At 61.7% G+C, this 15,964-nt stretch carries 15 protein-coding genes; 3 read left to right on the top strand and 12 right to left on the bottom strand.

Annotated features, from left to right (window positions below; genetic code table 11):
• The 7 genes from BLT92_RS16825 to infC form a co-directional block, all read right to left on the bottom strand.
• Complete coding sequence (locus BLT92_RS16825; RefSeq protein WP_092107444.1) at window positions 1-681, bottom strand: pentapeptide repeat-containing protein; 681 nt, start codon at window positions 679-681, stop codon at window positions 1-3.
• The gene (locus BLT92_RS16820) at window positions 678-1,814 is read right to left on the bottom strand and encodes an XRE family transcriptional regulator (protein ID WP_269457397.1); all 1,137 of its coding nucleotides are present in this window, start codon (window positions 1,812-1,814) and stop codon (window positions 678-680) included. Before BLT92_RS16820 ends, BLT92_RS16825 begins: the two co-directional genes overlap by 4 nt.
• Window positions 1,786-2,466, bottom strand: coding sequence for a hypothetical protein (locus BLT92_RS16815; protein WP_092107440.1), 681 nt, complete (start codon window positions 2,464-2,466; stop codon window positions 1,786-1,788). The genes BLT92_RS16820 and BLT92_RS16815 overlap by 29 nt, the downstream gene beginning before the upstream one ends.
• A 101-nt stretch (window positions 2,467-2,567) precedes the next feature.
• Window positions 2,568-3,458 carry a TrmH family RNA methyltransferase gene (locus BLT92_RS16810; protein WP_092107438.1) on the bottom strand — a complete coding sequence of 297 codons (891 nt, stop codon included), beginning with the start codon at window positions 3,456-3,458 and terminating at the stop codon, window positions 2,568-2,570.
• 105 nt (window positions 3,459-3,563) lie between these two features.
• Window positions 3,564-3,953, bottom strand: a complete 390-nt coding sequence (gene rplT, locus BLT92_RS16805) for a 50S ribosomal protein L20 (RefSeq protein ID WP_009885052.1) — start codon at window positions 3,951-3,953, stop codon at window positions 3,564-3,566.
• A gap of 101 nt (window positions 3,954-4,054) precedes the next feature.
• Window positions 4,055-4,261: a 50S ribosomal protein L35 gene (gene rpmI, locus BLT92_RS16800; RefSeq protein WP_009885053.1), complete on the bottom strand. Its 207-nt coding sequence runs from the start codon at window positions 4,259-4,261 to the stop codon at window positions 4,055-4,057.
• Between the two features lie 98 nt (window positions 4,262-4,359).
• On the bottom strand, window positions 4,360-5,040 hold the full coding sequence (infC, locus tag BLT92_RS16795; protein ID WP_197679631.1) for a translation initiation factor IF-3: 681 nt from the start codon (window positions 5,038-5,040) through the stop codon (window positions 4,360-4,362).
• Between the two features lie 273 nt (window positions 5,041-5,313).
• Between infC and BLT92_RS16790 the strand changes: the two genes are divergently transcribed.
• Window positions 5,314-5,685, top strand: a complete 372-nt coding sequence (locus tag BLT92_RS16790) for a DUF1844 domain-containing protein (protein WP_092107433.1) — start codon at window positions 5,314-5,316, stop codon at window positions 5,683-5,685.
• Window positions 5,686-5,805: 120 nt separating this feature from the next.
• Window positions 5,806-9,258, top strand: coding sequence for a DEAD/DEAH box helicase (locus BLT92_RS16785; protein ID WP_092107431.1), 3,453 nt, complete (start codon window positions 5,806-5,808; stop codon window positions 9,256-9,258).
• A 60-nt stretch (window positions 9,259-9,318) separates the two neighbouring features.
• On the opposite strand, the gene BLT92_RS16780 is transcribed toward BLT92_RS16785, so the two are convergent.
• A complete protein-coding gene (locus BLT92_RS16780; protein WP_092107429.1) occupies window positions 9,319-9,972 on the bottom strand; it encodes a TetR/AcrR family transcriptional regulator in 654 nt (217 codons plus the stop codon).
• A 154-nt stretch (window positions 9,973-10,126) separates the two neighbouring features.
• Between BLT92_RS16780 and BLT92_RS16775 the strand changes: the two genes are divergently transcribed.
• Window positions 10,127-11,146: a Rossmann-fold NAD(P)-binding domain-containing protein gene (locus tag BLT92_RS16775; protein WP_092107427.1), complete on the top strand. Its 1,020-nt coding sequence runs from the start codon at window positions 10,127-10,129 to the stop codon at window positions 11,144-11,146.
• Window positions 11,147-11,166: 20 nt separating this feature from the next.
• On the opposite strand, the gene BLT92_RS16770 is transcribed toward BLT92_RS16775, so the two are convergent.
• The 4 genes from BLT92_RS16770 to priA all read right to left on the bottom strand — a co-directional run bounded on the left by BLT92_RS16770 (window position 11,167) and on the right by priA (window position 15,892).
• Entirely contained in the window at window positions 11,167-12,804 is a 1,638-nt protein-coding gene (locus BLT92_RS16770) for an AbgT family transporter (protein WP_092107425.1), read from the bottom strand.
• A gap of 120 nt (window positions 12,805-12,924) precedes the next feature.
• Window positions 12,925-14,271, bottom strand: a complete 1,347-nt coding sequence (locus BLT92_RS16765) for a M20 family metallopeptidase (RefSeq protein WP_092107423.1) — start codon at window positions 14,269-14,271, stop codon at window positions 12,925-12,927.
• 96 nt (window positions 14,272-14,367) lie between these two features.
• Window positions 14,368-15,150 (bottom strand): SseB family protein, encoded by a 783-nt coding sequence (locus tag BLT92_RS16760; protein ID WP_092109545.1) that lies wholly within the window; start codon window positions 15,148-15,150, stop codon window positions 14,368-14,370.
• A 4-nt stretch (window positions 15,151-15,154) separates the two neighbouring features.
• Window positions 15,155-15,892, bottom strand: coding sequence for a bifunctional 1-(5-phosphoribosyl)-5-((5-phosphoribosylamino)methylideneamino)imidazole-4-carboxamide isomerase/phosphoribosylanthranilate isomerase PriA (gene priA, locus BLT92_RS16755; protein ID WP_092107421.1), 738 nt, complete (start codon window positions 15,890-15,892; stop codon window positions 15,155-15,157).
• Window positions 15,893-15,964 lie beyond the last annotated feature (72 nt).

Raw genomic sequence — 15,964 nt, 5'->3', positions numbered from 1 at the left:
TCACTCGACGCTGATCCCGAGCTCACGGGCGAAAAGTTCAGCGAAGAGCATCAACTGCATCTCATCAATCGTGGTTCCCTGCAGCGAGTGCACGCCGGAGATCTTATGCGGCTGCAGACCGCGTAGGTCCACATTGCTCAGGGTCGCACCTTCGCACTGCAGGACCCCGACCTTCGAGCCAGGGAAGGACACACGGTTGGCCCTGGACCGGTCAAGGTCGATTTCGTCGATGACGCAGTCCCGGAATTCGACGTCCGTGAGCTTGGCTGAACGCAGGTTGAGATAGGAGATCCGGCAGTTACTGATAACAAGCTTCTCCCACACGCTGTCATGAGCCACCCCGGCGCCGATCCGCGTGCCCGAGATCTCGGTGTGCAGAAGGCTCCCCCGCGGCATCGTCCACGTATCGGCGCGGCAATCCTCGATCTTTGTTCCTGAGAACCGTGCGCCTGTGAGGTTCGCTGGAGACTCGGCTGCGCCGAAGTTCACCCGGGACAGGGAGCAGTCCAGGTACGTGGCCTGGGTGGAATCCACCTCGGTGAGGTCAAGGTCTGTGAACTCCATGCCCTCGAGGAAATCCTCCAGACCGATATCGCCGAGGTATCCGGGAGTCAGGTTCGACAGCGTGATCTTCGGCGCGCGGGGAGCTTCAGTCGACTCCGTCTTCCGAGTTCGGCTCACCGGCTATGCACCAGCTTGAGGTCGGGGCCTTCGCCAGAGGCTCTCTGTTTGTCTCCGGTAACCGAAACAGGTATCTGCGCAAAGGTCAGTTGGTGCAATAGGTCGAGCGTTATCCCGAGATGACCAGCAACCTCAGCATGTAGATTGTGCTTCTCTCTTATCGCAGGGAATACCGTGTCAAACACCCTCGAGCGTTCGCGAGAGATTCCATCAGGCTCCCCTACTCGAAATCCTCGCTTCGCGAGCTCAACGCAATTTTGCCGATAGGCCCACTCGGAAGCCCTACCCACGTCGTGGAGGCGTTTTGTCATCGCTATAGCAGACACTTTGAAGGTTGCCTTCAGCTCCATGATCTCTGGTACGGCTGGTTCTCTGCTGGAACGAGGGAGTACAGCTTCCGCTGGCATCAGGAACTCCGCTGCGAATTCGTCCGCCTGTCTCTCAAGCTCCTGACTAGCCAAAGTGTCTGTTGCGCCAGTTGGGGATTCCCGAGTGTGCATCACCAGATGACCGAGCTCATGAGCAATGTCAAAACGTGAACGTTCGGCTGTCTTCACCGTCGACAGGAAAATGTATGCCTCGTCATCGCGAACGAAGCTGAACGCATCCACCGTCTTTGCGTTCGATGGCAAAGACAGTACTCGAATTCCATTTGCTTCTGCCAGCTGTATGAGGTTTGGCAGTGGCCCAGTGCCCCTCCCCCAGGCTGCACGCAGCGTTGCGGCAGCCTGAGCAGGCGACAACTGCTCAATTTCTGGAATATTGGGTACAGGCAGCTTGAAGCGTTCGGTAATGAACGTGTACACCTCGGTGCCGATCGCTGCGGCAGCTCTGGCCGTATTGCGCTGAGCTGCAGTTGCACGGCGAAGAGATCTGAAGAAACCTTGCTCGGTCGAGAGTCCTTCGTTTGCGGGCAACCGGAAGAATTCCTGTTCTACTCCGACTGCATCAGCAAGGACGCTGGCCCGTTCGACTGGCGCACCTTCGGATTCGTACTTCTGCAGTGTTCGAGGTGTCACGCCGAGAATTTTGGCAAGCTCTGTTTTGCTCAGCCCTCGGAGCTCTCGTGCAAGCGTGATTCTAGTGGGATCCAGCACCGCTCTGTTACGCTTCACGGATCTCGAAATAGACATCATCTGTGTCGGCGTCCAATGGTGTGTTCTCCTCAATAAACTTTGCCTCTGGCAGAATCAAACGTTCTTTCCAATCAGTGATGACTCGGTCGCGGGTCAGTGCTGGATAAGAGATCTCGGCCCGCAGCCCGAATTTCGCGGTCCTTCGATATAGCAACACCCAAGTAATCGAGTTCAGCTCCAGAATTCCCTTGGCGAACGAGTCAACCACTTCAATCGGCTGCTGGCCGGCAACCTGTTTCGAGTCGTTATGACGAATTGCATCCACCATCGTCGACCCAAGTGGATGTGCATTCTTCGGAAAATGCTCAGGTACCCCTGTGTGCTTATCTCCGGTCACCACCGCCAGCGAGACAGCCTTATCTGCACGGACCAAACGCGGCGAGTTCTTCGGATCTTCACATTCCCAACCGTCAGTCGCAAGACCACGGCGCAGCTCCTGTATCGTGTTCGTCCACCGCTGCAATCCAGCTGCAGTCTTCGGGCTGAATTCATCTGCCTGACGTGCAGCCTGGTCACCGGCACGTAAGGCGTGCTGGACTCGATCAATACCGATTCGAAGCTCCCTGAGTCTGCGTAGACAGCTCTCACCTTGCTGAACAGTATCAAAGGATCGATTGCCGAATTCTTCGTCGAACAGTGGCTCGTCCATCACGTATCCCTTCCCGATACTCGCGATGATCTATGCTCTCACATCACTGTCGAAAACCGGAATACGTCGAGGTCAGAAGGAGTGTCGACCGAGGCTCATACTCACATCCGCTGGTTGCGGGCACTCTCGTAGATGCAGACCCCAGCCGCCGTGGCCAGATTGAGGCTCTCGGCTTTCCCATAGATGGGCACGGCCGCCGAGGCATCGCAGAGCTCCAGGTCGGCCTCCTTCATCCCCCAGGCCTCGTTGCCGAAGACCCAAGCCGTGCGGGCAGTCAGGTCGAGTCCGGTGTCCCATGGATGGTGGATGTCGTGTGCTCGGTCGTTGGCATCGGCGGCGAGCACCTGCAGGCCGCGGGCACGGGCCAGTTCGGTCACCTCGGCGACGCCGACGCCGGTGACCACGGGAACATGGAACAGAGAGCCAGCGGTCGAACGCACAGTCTTGTCGTTGTAGATGTCGACGCTCGACGAGGTGAGCACCACGGCGTCGGCCCCTGCCGCATCGGCGAGGCGGATGATCGTGCCGGCATTGCCGGGGTCACGGACCTGAGAGAGCACGACGATGAGCTGTGCCTCCTTGTCGATGACCGAAGTCAGATCGACATCGATGCGCTCACACACGGCGACGACGCCCTGCGAATTGACTGTCGCGGACAGCTCGGTCAGCACCTCATCGGTGATGATGTTCCAGCGAATGTCACAGTCTTTGACCGTCTCGACGAACTCCAGATGAGCCTCGGCGGCCTCCTCGGTGATGAAGAGTTCGATGACGCCACCTTGCGGATCGACGTTCGACCCGACCCAGTCGGGAGTACCGGGTGCCTGGCCGGGAAGATCCAGCTCGGCATGCCGTTCCAGAGCTTCACGCACCGCCTGTGGGCCTTCGACGAGGAACTGGCCCATCGTCTTGCGGCTGTGACGCTTGAGCAGCTTCACCGCGTTCTTGACCCGTTTCGAATTCGGTGAGGAGATGGCGTCTGGAAGTTTCATGGAGTTTCGCTGACCCGCATTCTTGCTGGAGGGACTGGTTGAGACAAAATCAACGGCCCCGAACCAAGTCAGTTCGGGGCCGTTGAGAGCGTGAGGACCGGCAGCTCAGGCTGCAGCGGTCTTCGCTGCGTTGACGTCAGCCGGAAGGGCTTCCTTGGCAACCTTGATCAGGTGCGCGAAGGTGGCTGAATCGTTGACGGCGAGCTCGGCGAGCATACGGCGGTCAACCTCGACACCAGCGGCCTTGAGGCCCTGGATGAAGCGGTTGTAGGTCATGCCGTTGGCGCGGGCGCCGGCGTTGATGCGCTGGATCCACAGGCGACGGAAGTCACCCTTGCGGGCGCGACGGTCACGGTAGCTGTAGACCAGCGAGTGAATGACCTGCTCTTTGGCCTTGCGGTACAGGCGCGAGCGCTGTCCCCGGTAGCCGCTTGCCCGGTCAAGGATGACCCGGCGCTTCTTGTGAGCGTTGACCGCTCTCTTAACACGTGCCACGTGTTACTCCTTCAAAATTGGTTCAACCGGCGGTGCCGGAGTCTGGTTCAAGCTGTGGGCACCACGTGCGTGGCTGCCCGGGTTGGAGACCCGAGAGGGTCTCACCTGCCCTTGAGCTTGCCCAGAAGCTTGCGGGCTTTGGCGCGATCTCCGCCGGTGAGGACCTGGTCCTCGGCAACGCGACGCTTACGGGCCGAGGACTTGCCCTCGAACTTGTGCTGGTTGTTCACGCCTTCACGCATGATCTTGCCAGTACCCGTGACACGCATGCGCTTCTTGGCGCTGCTGTTCGTCTTCTGCTTCGGCATCGAGCCGTTCTCCTTTGCATTTCGTTGTCAGTGGCGACCACCGACAACTACTTCACACGCTGGAACCGTTCAGGCTCCAGCGATTCGGTACTTACTTCTCACGTGTCGGGTGCTGCCTGCTTTTCGGCAGCGACACGATCACGTCGGGACTTCACCTCGGCGGCGCTGCCCTTGGCATCTGATGATGCCTTGCGGGCCTCGGCCTTGGCGTCGGATTTAGATTTGTGTGGGCCGATGACCATCACCATGTTGCGTCCGTCGACCCGTGGTGAGGATTCGACGGTGCCGAGGTCGGACACATCTTCGGCCAAGCGGTTGAGCAGCTTGATGCCCATTTCGGGGCGGGACTGTTCACGTCCGCGGAACATGATCATGACCTTGACCTTGTCGCCACCGGCGAGGAAGCGGGTCACATGCCCCTTCTTCGTCTCATAGTCGTGTTCATCGATCTTGAGACGGAAGCGGATCTCTTTCAGCGCAGTGTTCGCTTGGTTCTTGCGAGCTTCTCTGGCCTTCTGAGCAGATTCGTATTTGAATTTCCCGTAGTCCATGAGTTTGGCCACGGGAGGCTTCGCCTGCGGTGCGACCTCGACCAGATCGAGATCAGCCTCGCTTGCGAGGTCGAGTGCCTTGCGAATGGCAACGATACCGACCTGTTCACCGTTGGGTCCGACCAACCGGACCTCGGCAACCCGAATCCGGTCATTGATGCGCGTCTCGCTGATGTGTTCACTCCTTTTTAGCTCAAATGATGTCGTGGCAATAGAAAAGGCTCCCATTGACCACATGCCAAGGGAGCCTGCACACACATCAGAGCAACGGATTCGATCGCCGTCACGCATCAAGTGAATACACCTCGATCTGAGACCTTCGATCCCGAGCTTGCACCCGGGCGTTCGATCATCAGATCATTGGACCCGATCGCTCTACGCGATCAAGGTGGGAGTCAGACTCCGCTTCGCACCACAACTCAGTGTACTACGCTTCATGACACTTCGCACATCGAAGCCGAACATGCAATCGTCGGGTCAATCATATGTCAAGCTAGTCCCATGAGCTCTGAAAATTCTGTACCCGCCGAGGCGGTTGCCGATGTCACCCGTGACATCGCCGAAGTACCCGCCGTCGAGGTCGTCACTTCCGCAGCCGTACACCTGATGTCTGCCGCCGCCGTCAAATGCGGGCTGGCCGAAGACTCCCCGGATGTTCCGGCAGCCGAGCTGCAGGACCTCGACGAGGCGCGCAAGCTCATCACCGCTCTCGCCGGCTTGGTCACAGGGGCCGCGACCGTCATCGGCGACCATCACGCCCGTCCGCTGCGTGACGGTCTGCGCAGCCTCCAGCTGGCCTTCCGCGAAGCCTCGGAGATTCAGGATGAGCCCGGACAGGGCCCCGGCGAGAAGTTCACCGGCCCGGTTCGCTGACAGAAGCAATTGTGTGCCGACGCCTGCGTCGGGTACCTGACGCTGACATATCCGCTGCGGCTTTCGACCTTTGGTCGGGAGCCGCTCTGCTGTGTCAGCGGCGAGTGAGATCATCGTTGCATGTCTCCCGTTGAACTGCCGTACGTGAGCGCCAAGGAGTTGCAGGACTACTTCGGCTCGACCTTCTACGAGCGCGGGCGCAGCTACGCCAACAAGGGCATGGTCGGCCAAGCCAGCTGGGATCCCGACGCGATGACGCTTCGCGCCGATGTCTCGGGGACTGCTGCACACGATTACACCAGCATCGTGCGACTGGAACAGCACAGCCCCACAGCCAAATCATTCACTGTTCTCTCCTCGCGATGCACCTGCCCCGTGGGCGGAGACTGCAAACACGTGGTGGCCGCATTGATGGCGGCATCGATCCGACAGGTTGCACCATTCGGTTCCACGGCATTGCACGACCCCGACCAGCGCCGCTCCCCCGAAGACGCCACCTGGAAGGCTGCCCACAGCGGCGCTGCCCGCAAGGAGGCCAGGCATCAGACTCCTGCGGGCGGCAGTGCCCCGTCATCACGCGGACCCAGAGAATCCGACTGGAAGTCGATTCTGTCGGGTTTCTCCTCCGACCAAGTCGATGAATCGGTCTGGGCATCGGGGCCTGGAGGCACCCTGGCCGGCAGTGCACCGACCCGTCTGGCCCTCGGCTTCGAAATCTCCGAACTGAGACGCACGGGCTTCGGGAACTTCGAAACCCACCCCATCAGACGCTCCAAGCTCACCGGTCGCACCGACCTCGTCGTCACCTTGAGACCACTGATGGAAGGCGCGCGCAGCAATTGGATCAAAGGGAACGTGTCGTGGTCCAACATCGCCAACAACTCAAACACTCGTGCATATGCACAGGGGCAGGCGGCCTGGTTCGCACAGCTCTACGGCCTGTCCGCCATCAGTTCGAATCACCTCATCACGAATGATGACTCGGTGGTCCTTGACTGGTTCACTTCGCCCTTGCTCTGGCATCTCTTCGATCAGGCGAGGTCGCTGGGCATCGAACTCGTCGGCGCCAGCCGCGGACTCTCGATTCACCGAGGTGAGGAAGGGTCGACCGAATGTGATGTGGTTGCGGTCTCGGATGGACTCGAGGCCCGCTCCCTGATCACGATAGACGGCGAGTCGTTCGACCAGGGCTTCTGCGGCCCGATCGATGATCATGGCTTCTACGGAATCTCGACCTCCGGCGGTACGTCCCTCGTGCTGGCCCCTGCCGAGCCACGGACGAATCATGATGTGGTTCAGATGCTGCGTCGCTGGGAACCGGTCACCATCTCCCATGACCAGGTTCATGATTTCTTCACGGACTTCTATCCCAAGCTCGCCTACGCCACCTCCGTCGCCTCCTCAGACGACTCGGTGGCCCTGCCCGTGCTCGTGCCTCCTGACCTCGCACTCACCGTTACCTACGGAGACCGGGGTGCGCACCTGGCGTGGGAGTGGCACTATCATCACCCGATGCAAACGTTTCCCGTCCACCGTGGGCATCTGCCAGACCGCGACCGAAGCATCGAACACGAAGACGGAGTGCTCGCGAAATTGAGCTCCGCTGTTGCCGCGACCTCGATGCCGCTGACGCTGCCGAGCGAGATACGCCGTGCCGGAACCGTGGACCTCGACGGTCTGCAGACAGCGGTCTTCGCCGACAAACTGCTGCCTGTTCTGACTGACATCGACCATCTCGAGGTGCATGAGATCGGCGATCGCCCGGCCTATCGAGAAGTCACCGAGGCACCACTGGTTTCGATGTCGACCGACGAAGCCGAGGACAGCGATTGGTTCGACATCCGCTTCCACATCATGATCGCGGGACAGCAGGTGCGCTTCGCCGACCTGTTCGTCGCGTTGGCGCAGGGGGCGGCGATGATGGTCTTGCCCGATGGCTCGTACTTCTCCCTCGATGCACCCTTCTTCGACAAGTTTCGTCGCATGCTCGCCGAATCGGATGTCATCGCAGACTGGCAGCCGGACTCACCTCGCCTCTCGCGCTATCATATGGATCTGTGGGCCGAATTCGACGGGCTTGTCGACGAATCCACCGCCGCCGCCTCGTGGCGACGCTCGGTCGAAGCGCTCAGCCACCTCGGCGAGATTCCTGCTCTCGACGTGCCCGACGGGGTCGAAGCCACACTGCGTCCCTACCAACAGGAAGGGTTCAGCTGGCTGGCGGCCCTGTGGTCCAGCGGACTCGGCGGCATCCTGGCCGATGACATGGGGTTGGGCAAGACGCTGCAGGCACTGAGCCTGTTCACCCACATCAAGAACACGAGCGTGAACGCCTCCCCCATCCTCGTCGTCGCGCCCACCTCGGTGATGTCGACGTGGCGTGCGGAGGCCGAGAAATTCACACCAGGTCTTCGAGTCGCCACCATCTCCGCGACGGAAAAGAAGCGGAAGACCACCTTGGCCGAAGAGATCGAGGACGCGGACCTCGTCATCACCTCATACGCAATCCTGCGCCTCGACGCACAAGCCTTCAGGTCGATCGAGTGGGACACCTTCGTCCTCGACGAGGCGCAGTTCGTCAAGAACAGGACCGCCAAGGTCCACACTGCGGCAAAGGCGGTACAGGCCCGGTTCCGCCTGGCCATCACCGGCACACCGATGGAGAACTCTCTCACCGACCTGTGGTCGCTGTACTCGATCACCTCACCGGGCCTGCTGCCCGGCATCGAGAAGTTCCGTCGCGAGATCGTCTCCCCTATCGAATCAGGTGAGTCCCCGGATGGAATGGCTCTGCTGCGGCGGCGAATCAGACCGTTCATGAAACGGCGGAACAAAGAACTCGTCGCAGCCGACCTGCCGCCGAAGCAGGAACAGGTCCTCAGCGTCGAGCTCAGCACCAAACACCGGGACCTCTACAACACGATTCTGCAGAAGGAGAGGAAGAAGCTCCTCGGCCTCATCAATGACATGGACCGCAACCGCTTCGCGATCTTCCGGTCGCTGACACTCCTGCGGATGCTGGCCATCGACCCATTCCTCATCGATGAGAGGTACGAATCGATCGGATCGAGCAAACTCAGCGCGCTCTTCTCCCATCTTGACGACGTCGTTGCCGAAGGTCACCGCACCATCATCTTCAGTCAGTTCACCTCGTTCCTGTCCCGGGTCGGCGAACAGCTCGAGCACCGCAATATCGACTACTGCTACCTCGACGGCTCGACTCGCAATCGAGGCGCGGTCATCGACGACTTCAGGGCCGGGGATGCACCGGTCTTCCTGATCAGCCTCAAGGCCGGCGGATTCGGCCTGACGCTGACGGAGGCCGACTATGTCTTCCTGCTCGACCCCTGGTGGAATCCTGCGGTCGAGGCTCAAGCCATCGACCGCGCGCACCGAATCGGGCAGACGAAGAACGTCATGGTCTATCGGATGGTCGCGGAGAAGACGATCGAGGAGAAGGTACTGGCTCTGCAGGAGAAGAAGGCCCAGCTCTTCGACTCCCTGGTCAATGAGGGTGAGGGATTCTCATCGACGATCACCGGCGAGGACATTCGCGGGCTTCTCGACGGATGAGCAGCTCGTCGCTTCCGCTCCGTACGCTGGCCCGTCCGTTGGCCCGCCCCATACGCTGATTCAGTGCCCGAGCGTCGACACGAGTCCCTGCATGAGCTCGTCTTCGACCTGATCATTGCCGGGACCAAACTGTCCGAACCGCAGAGCATTGATGAGTCCGATGAGCGCCGCCCACACAGTCACGGTACGCATGATCACCTGATCGTCCGGCTCCAGTCCCAGTTCTCGCAGGCCTTCCCGCAATGCATCCAGCGCGTGTGCGGGTGGGACCTGATTCTTCGTCTGTGCCGCAGAACTCTTCGCGACCAAATTGGTCAGCGTCACCATAATCCGAGTCCCGGGGACCACAGTCTCATCCCGCGGTGCTTGGTACTCGGGGACCGGAGTGCCATAGATGAGCGCCCAACGGTTCGGGTACCTACGCGACCACGCGATCATCGTCACCCCGACGGTGAGAACGGATTCGTTGCTCTCGAGGGCCGCATCCACCTCGTCGGCGATCGAGGTGAATGCGTCACGGATGAGTATGGTCAGCAGTTCATCACGGTTCTTCACATAGCGGTAGATCGCGCTTGAGACGATCCCGAGCTCCCGGGCGATCGCACGAAGTGAGACCCCGTCGAGGCCATCGGCGTCAAGCATCTGATTCCCGATGCGGGTGATCTGGGCTTCGGTTTCCAGCCGGGCTCGCTGACGCGGAGTCGAAGTGGTCATGCGTCCACCCTAGAACGAGAGAGCAAAGATAACAATAGTGAGCACTGCTCTTGAATTGGAGTCCTCGGCGGTCTACTCTGACTTTAGAGAGCACCGCTCTCTCGACTGTCTTCCGCAGCTCGACCGAATCACGACCTCAGTAAGGACTCACCTCATGAAATCCGCACTCATCATCGGCTATGGACAGATCGGCGAAGAAATCGCCACCCAACTCTCAACAACAGGAATTCACACGACAGTCGCAACCCGCTCGGGCAGAGCTTCGGCACCGGTTGCGGCAGCTGCAGCAGGCAATCGGACGGTGACCGACGTTCAGTCACCAGCCGGCAATGAGACGGTGACCGATACGGGGCAAACACTGCACAGCCCCGAGGCCGGCACCGAGATCACGCACATTCGCATAGATGCGGCCGACCGTGCACAGCTTCACGATGCCGCCGCGGGCAGTGACGTCATCTTCGCCTGTGCCCATGCTCCCTATGACAGCCGGAAGTGGGAGCAGACCCTCCCCCGGCTCGACTCGGCGATCATGGACACCGCAGCGCGGTTGGGCATTCCCGTCATCTTCCCCGAATCGGTCTATGCTTTCGCCGGACTCGGTCAAGCGATCACAGAGTCCTCCCCGTTCGCCCCGGTCGAGGACAAGGGACGGATTCGCCAGAGACTCCTTGAAGCCAGGCGCGAACACCCGGCCACCACGGCGAGCGTCATCGCCGGGGACCTGCTCGGCAGCACCGCGCAACCGTGGTCCTCTGTGATCAAGATGTGCATCACCGCTCCGATCTCCAAAGGGCATCGGGCCATCGTGCCCGCACGCACCGATGTCGCCCACGGCATCACCGTCATCGCGGACCTCGCCGCCGCGATGATCCGCGCGGCACAGCTTCTCGAAGACGTCCCCGCGGGGACGCATCGTCTGCTCATCGCTCCCTCCTCGAACCCGACTCTGGGCGAGATCACGGAGTTCACTCACGAGCATTCGGGCACGAAGCCGAGAAAGCCCCTGGCACTCCCCCGTTGGACGACTCGCGTCGCAGGCGTCGTCGAACGGTCGATGTACGAGCTCCATCAGCTCTCCCCGATCTGGTACTCCCCCTGCGTCATCGAGTCCGGAGACTTCGCCGAGTCGCTCGGCACCACGGATTGGCGTAAGGGCGTGACGCAGATGCTGTGAGACCGCCTCGGCGAGGGAGCCTATTCGAGGAAGATGCCGTTGCCGGGTCCCAGAGCCAAGTCGAAGAAGAACCAGATCGCCAGCAGCGCCGCCCAGGCCAGCCAGAACGGAATGACGAAGGGGAACATCCTCGAGATGATGGTGCCCAGCCCGGCATTGGGTTCGTAGCGGCGCACGAGCCCCAGGAGCACGATCATGTAGGGGTTGAGCGGGGTGATGACCTGGGTGGCCGAGTCGCCGACGCGGAATCCGGCCTGGATGAAGGCCGGTTCGTAGCCGAGGATCGCGAACAGCGGGACGAACACCGCCGCCATGAGCGTCCACATCGAAGAGCCGGAGACGATGAACAGGTTGAGCACACTGGCCAGCAGCATGAATCCGAGGACTGCGGCGAAGCCCGTGAGTCCGATGGCCTCGAGCCCTGAAGCACCCGCCACGGCGATCCACGAGCCGATCCCCGTCCAATTGAACAGCGCGATGAACTGGCCGAGGATGAAAGCGAGAATGAGGAAGGACATCATGTCGATGATCGACTGGCTCATCATCCGCACGAGGTCATTCATTGACCGGACGGTGCGCACCACGAAGCCGTAGACGACACCCATGAGCATGAAGTAGACGAAGACGATGAAGACGATCGAGGACAGCAGCGGGGACTTCGGCAAGAATCCGCCGTCCTCATTGCGCCAGGGCGAGTCGGGAATGAGCACGCCGAAGAGCACCACCGCAGTCAGCAGCACTGCAGAGACCAAGGACCACACCAATCCCCGTTTCTCCTCGGGTTCGAGCTCGGCCTTGACCTCCTTCTGTGACTCCTCGACTTCCTCGGCAGACACGGCGTTCTCACCGTAGGGGTTGTCCTTGGCCTGGTATTCCTTGGCCAGGCCCGAACCCTTGGCATCCGCGTATTCGCGCGGAACGCCCTTACGAACCATGTTCGGTTCGATGAGTTTGTCGATGATGAAACCGGCGATGAGTGCCAGCACGATCGAGGCGACGATGTTGAAGAAGTAGTTCGACACCGGGTTGACGGCCGTATAGTCGGTACCGGGCAGGGTCCCCATCACCGAGGTGGTGATGCCGGCGAAGAGCGCATCGAGGCTGGTCGGCACGATCGAGGTCGAATACCCGGCACCGGTGGCGGCGAATCCGCCGATGAGGCCGGCCATCGGGTGCCGTCCGGCGGCCTTGAACACGAGCGCGGCCAGCGGCGGGATGATGATGAAGGCGGAGTCGGCCATGATCGACCCGACCACGCCGACGAAGCCGACGGCATAGGGCAGCAGCCAGCGCGGGCTCTTGCCGAAGGCGATTCGCACGGCCGCGGCGAGCATGCCCGACTTCTCGGCCACGCCCACTGCCAGAAGGATCGGCAGCACCGTGGCCAAGGGCGGGAACCCGATGTAGTTGTCGCCCATCGTCGTCGTCAGCCACGACAGTCCCTCGCCGGTGAACAGTCCCCTGATCGCAACGGTCTCGTCGCTGCCGGGAATGGACACGGAGACGTCTGCCATGGCCATGCCGGTCGAGATTGCTCCCGTGATCAGGAACAGCCCGAGGAAGAGAGTGAACGGCTCGGGCAGTTTGTTGCCGAGCCGTTCGATCCCGTCCAGCAGACGCTGTCCGATACCGATCTTCGCTGATGTCGTCGTTGACATGTGGTGTCCTTCTCTTCGGTGGTCGTGGTCCGAGTGCACTCTCGGGGCTCGCCGGATTCGCAGCGCTCTTCGATTCGCCATTTCGAATTGCTCCGAGTACTCGAGACGCGCGGTGCGCGTCTAGTTGAAGTAGTTCTCCACGTCGATCGCTCCTCCGGCTCGCTCGAATTCGGCCACCACCTCGGCGGCCAGGGCATCGTCGACGAGGAAGTCCAGCGCCGTACATGCCAGCCCATACCCGGCATCGTGGGCGGCATCTTCGGCGGCAGGCGTGATCGAGGCCTCTGCGAACTCGCGGGTGTGCAGCGCCACCTCGGCGTCGGCGGCCTTGATGAGCGGGTGGATGCCCGGGATCCGGTAGGAGACATTGCCGAAGTCGGTCGAGGCCGCGATCGACTCATCGAGCACCCCACCCGGCAATGGTGTGTGGCCCTGGGTCTCCTCGTGCACGGCCCAGCGCTGTGTCAGCGCGGAGTTCGAGCGCACCGGAAGCGAAGGCGGATGCTCATCCCATTCCACCGCCACACCAGTGCCGGTCATCAGCGCCGCACCCTTCGCCACGTCCTCGACCCTGTCCGAAAGCTCCTTGAGTGTTTCCGGGAACTTCGACCGGACATAGCACCGCACAGTCGCGGATTCCGTGATGATCGAGGGTCGGGTCCCGCCATCGGCAATGACAGCGTGCAGGCGGGAGATCGGCGGCATCTGCTGGCGGATCAGCCCGAGACCCTGGTAAAAGAGGTTCGCGGCGTCGAGGGCATTGCGACCCATGAACGGCTGCGCCGAGGCATGGGCGGCGACCCCGGAGTACGTGACATCGAGCAGGCGCCTGCCCAACCACACCTGATCCGCGCAGTCGTACCCGTAGCCGTGGACCATGATCGCCGCGTCGATGCCGTCGAAGGCTCCGCCCCGGGCCATGACCTCCTTGCCCGAGTGGCCCTCCTCCGCGGGAGTACCGAGCAGCACCACCGTGCCGGGAACGGCACTCGGGTCCCGTTCGCAGAGGGCATGCAGGGCAAGGAACGCCCCCACCCCCGAGGCGGCAATGAGGTTGTGACCGCAGGCATGACCGATCTCCGGGAGAGCGTCGTATTCAGCGAGGATCGCGATCGTGCGCCCGCCGCCGGCTCCCGTGGTTGCACGCAGGGTCGTGTCGAGGCCGAACAGTCCGGTCTCGACTTCGATGCCCCGTGAGCGCAGCACCGAGGCGATGGCTCGCACAGACTCATGTTCGACGAATGCGGTCTCCGCCAGTGAGTGGATGGTGTGCAGCAACCCGTCGAGATCCTCCCTGGCCGCCGCGAGTCCGGCGGCGAGGACCGCTGTGCTAGACTCGGGCGCCCCGGTGAACTCGGAGTTCCACTCGCCTGCCAGCTCGCTGCGGGATTGAGTCTCGGCGGCCATCTGGCCGAGATAGCTCTCATCTGGGACGGTCGGACGACTCAGGTCACGAATCTCACTCATAGAGATCAAGCATAGGAGAAATGAGGCAAGTGCACATGCCCTTTCCCTCTATTCGGGAATCAGCCTGACACCTTGGGCTCGTGACTGGACGCGTGCTCAAGACTCGGCGAGCTGGAGAGCCAGCGAGTCCACTCTCTCGACGATCGTCTCATCGGCGGCCAGCGCCTGTTGGAATCGTGTCATCTCCTCGGCGGGCATCTGAGAGCGCACCCCGAGTCGGATGCCGACCTCGGGTCCTTCGACATGGACTCGGGCACTGCCGGGGCGCAGGCTGATCTGAGCCAGCCAGGGGAAGTCCTCGGCGATCGTGACCAGCGCCTGCCCCACCTCGGCGTCGGCCCAGGCCGGTGTCCAGGGCTGTCCCTGGGCGAAGGCGAACAGGGCGGGACGACGGAGCAGGAAGGGCTGTGACGTGCCCGGGTCGAGGACGATGAGTTGGGATCCGGCTTCGACCGCGCCGAGCACGAGGCGCTCGGATTCGATCGGCACGGGCCGGGCTTCCTTATGCCATGCAGTCAGCGGCGGGATCGAGCAGAAGCCGGGGGTGCACTCACGGCCGTCCTCGCCCTGCAGCCGGACCATCGCCATGTCCGAAGCGTTGTCGACCATGTGCCCGTGCTCGCCGACCTCGTGTTCGGTCGCAACCGGAACGATCGGGGCATAGAGCCTCGCGCCCGCCAGCGCCTGAACGACGCCGAGGTGGGCCTGGGGTTCCAGCGGTTCTCTGTTGACCCGACCGAGTGCTTCCAGCAGACCGGTGTCGGCGAGACCCGAGTCACCCGAGAACGGGTTGGGTTTGAGTTCCCGGCCTGCCCAGGACTGGCCGGCCGAGTCGGAACCATCTGCCGAGGCAGGCCGATCTGCCGAGTCCGATGTCACTTCTTCAGCCTCCAGCAACCTCGAGAGCTTCTTCCAAGGTGAACTTTCCGGCGTACAGGGCCTTGCCCACGATCGCCGAGTCCACACCGTGTGGCACGAGGTCGCGCAGATTCCTCAGGTCATCGAGGCTGGAGACTCCCCCCGATGCCACGATCGGCTTTTCGGTCTTCTCTGCCATCGACTTCAGCAGTTCCACATTGGGCCCCTGCAGCGTGCCGTCCTTGCGGACGTCGGTGACGACATAGCGGGCACACCCTGCCTTCTCAAGAGTCTCGAGAACCTCATAGAGATCGCCACCCTCCTGGGTCCAACCACGGGCCGCGAGTGTGGTGCCACGGACGTCGAGTCCGATGGCGACCTGATCACCGAATCGGGAGATCATGTCGGCGGTCCACTCCGGGTTCTCCAAGGCCGCAGTGCCGATGTTCACTCGCTCTGCCCCAGTGTCGAGAGCACGCTCGAGGCTCTCGGTGTCGCGGATGCCTCCGGAGAGTTCGACCTTGATGCCGACGGCCTTGACGACCTGGTTGAGCAGGTCCGAGTTCGATCCGCGACCGAATGCGGCATCAAGGTCGACGAGGTGGATCCACTCCGCGCCCCTGCTTTCGAAGTCATGGGCCGCGTCGATGGGAGAACCGTAGTCGGTTTCGGTGCCGGCTTCGCCCTGGACGAGGCGGACGGCTTTGCCCTCGGCGACGTCAACTGCGGGAAGGAGGACGAGCTTGCTGGGGGTTTGAGTCATTGTGACCTTTCTCAAGAGGCTGTGGAGACTGAGTTGAGTGAATTGGAGCAGATGCGACTAGAGCGTAGTGGC

Source organism: Brevibacterium picturae (assembly GCF_900105045.1).
GTDB lineage: Bacteria > Actinomycetota > Actinomycetes > Actinomycetales > Brevibacteriaceae > Brevibacterium > Brevibacterium picturae.
Note: the sequence above shows the minus strand (reverse complement) of the source record. Positions and strands in the feature narration are given on the sequence as shown.

What these genes read in the sequence shown, in the direction of transcription:
- BLT92_RS16780 (WP_092107429.1), bottom strand. Translation starts at nt 9,972, where the DNA reads ATGACCACTTCGACTCCGCGTCAGCGAGCCCGGCTGGAAACCGAAGCC.
- BLT92_RS16775 (WP_092107427.1), top strand. Translation starts at nt 10,127, where the DNA reads ATGAAATCCGCACTCATCATCGGCTATGGACAGATCGGCGAAGAAATC.
- BLT92_RS16815 (WP_092107440.1), bottom strand. Translation starts at nt 2,466, where the DNA reads ATGGACGAGCCACTGTTCGACGAAGAATTCGGCAATCGATCCTTTGAT.
- infC (WP_197679631.1), bottom strand. Translation starts at nt 5,040, where the DNA reads ATGGGAGCCTTTTCTATTGCCACGACATCATTTGAGCTAAAAAGGAGT.
- BLT92_RS16765 (WP_092107423.1), bottom strand. Translation starts at nt 14,271, where the DNA reads ATGAGTGAGATTCGTGACCTGAGTCGTCCGACCGTCCCAGATGAGAGC.
- rpmI (WP_009885053.1), bottom strand. Translation starts at nt 4,261, where the DNA reads ATGCCGAAGCAGAAGACGAACAGCAGCGCCAAGAAGCGCATGCGTGTC.
- BLT92_RS16770 (WP_092107425.1), bottom strand. Translation starts at nt 12,804, where the DNA reads ATGTCAACGACGACATCAGCGAAGATCGGTATCGGACAGCGTCTGCTG.
- BLT92_RS16790 (WP_092107433.1), top strand. Translation starts at nt 5,314, where the DNA reads ATGAGCTCTGAAAATTCTGTACCCGCCGAGGCGGTTGCCGATGTCACC.
- BLT92_RS16810 (WP_092107438.1), bottom strand. Translation starts at nt 3,458, where the DNA reads ATGAAACTTCCAGACGCCATCTCCTCACCGAATTCGAAACGGGTCAAG.
- BLT92_RS16785 (WP_092107431.1), top strand. Translation starts at nt 5,806, where the DNA reads ATGTCTCCCGTTGAACTGCCGTACGTGAGCGCCAAGGAGTTGCAGGAC.
- priA (WP_092107421.1), bottom strand. Translation starts at nt 15,892, where the DNA reads ATGACTCAAACCCCCAGCAAGCTCGTCCTCCTTCCCGCAGTTGACGTC.
- BLT92_RS16820 (WP_269457397.1), bottom strand. Translation starts at nt 1,814, where the DNA reads ATGTCTATTTCGAGATCCGTGAAGCGTAACAGAGCGGTGCTGGATCCC.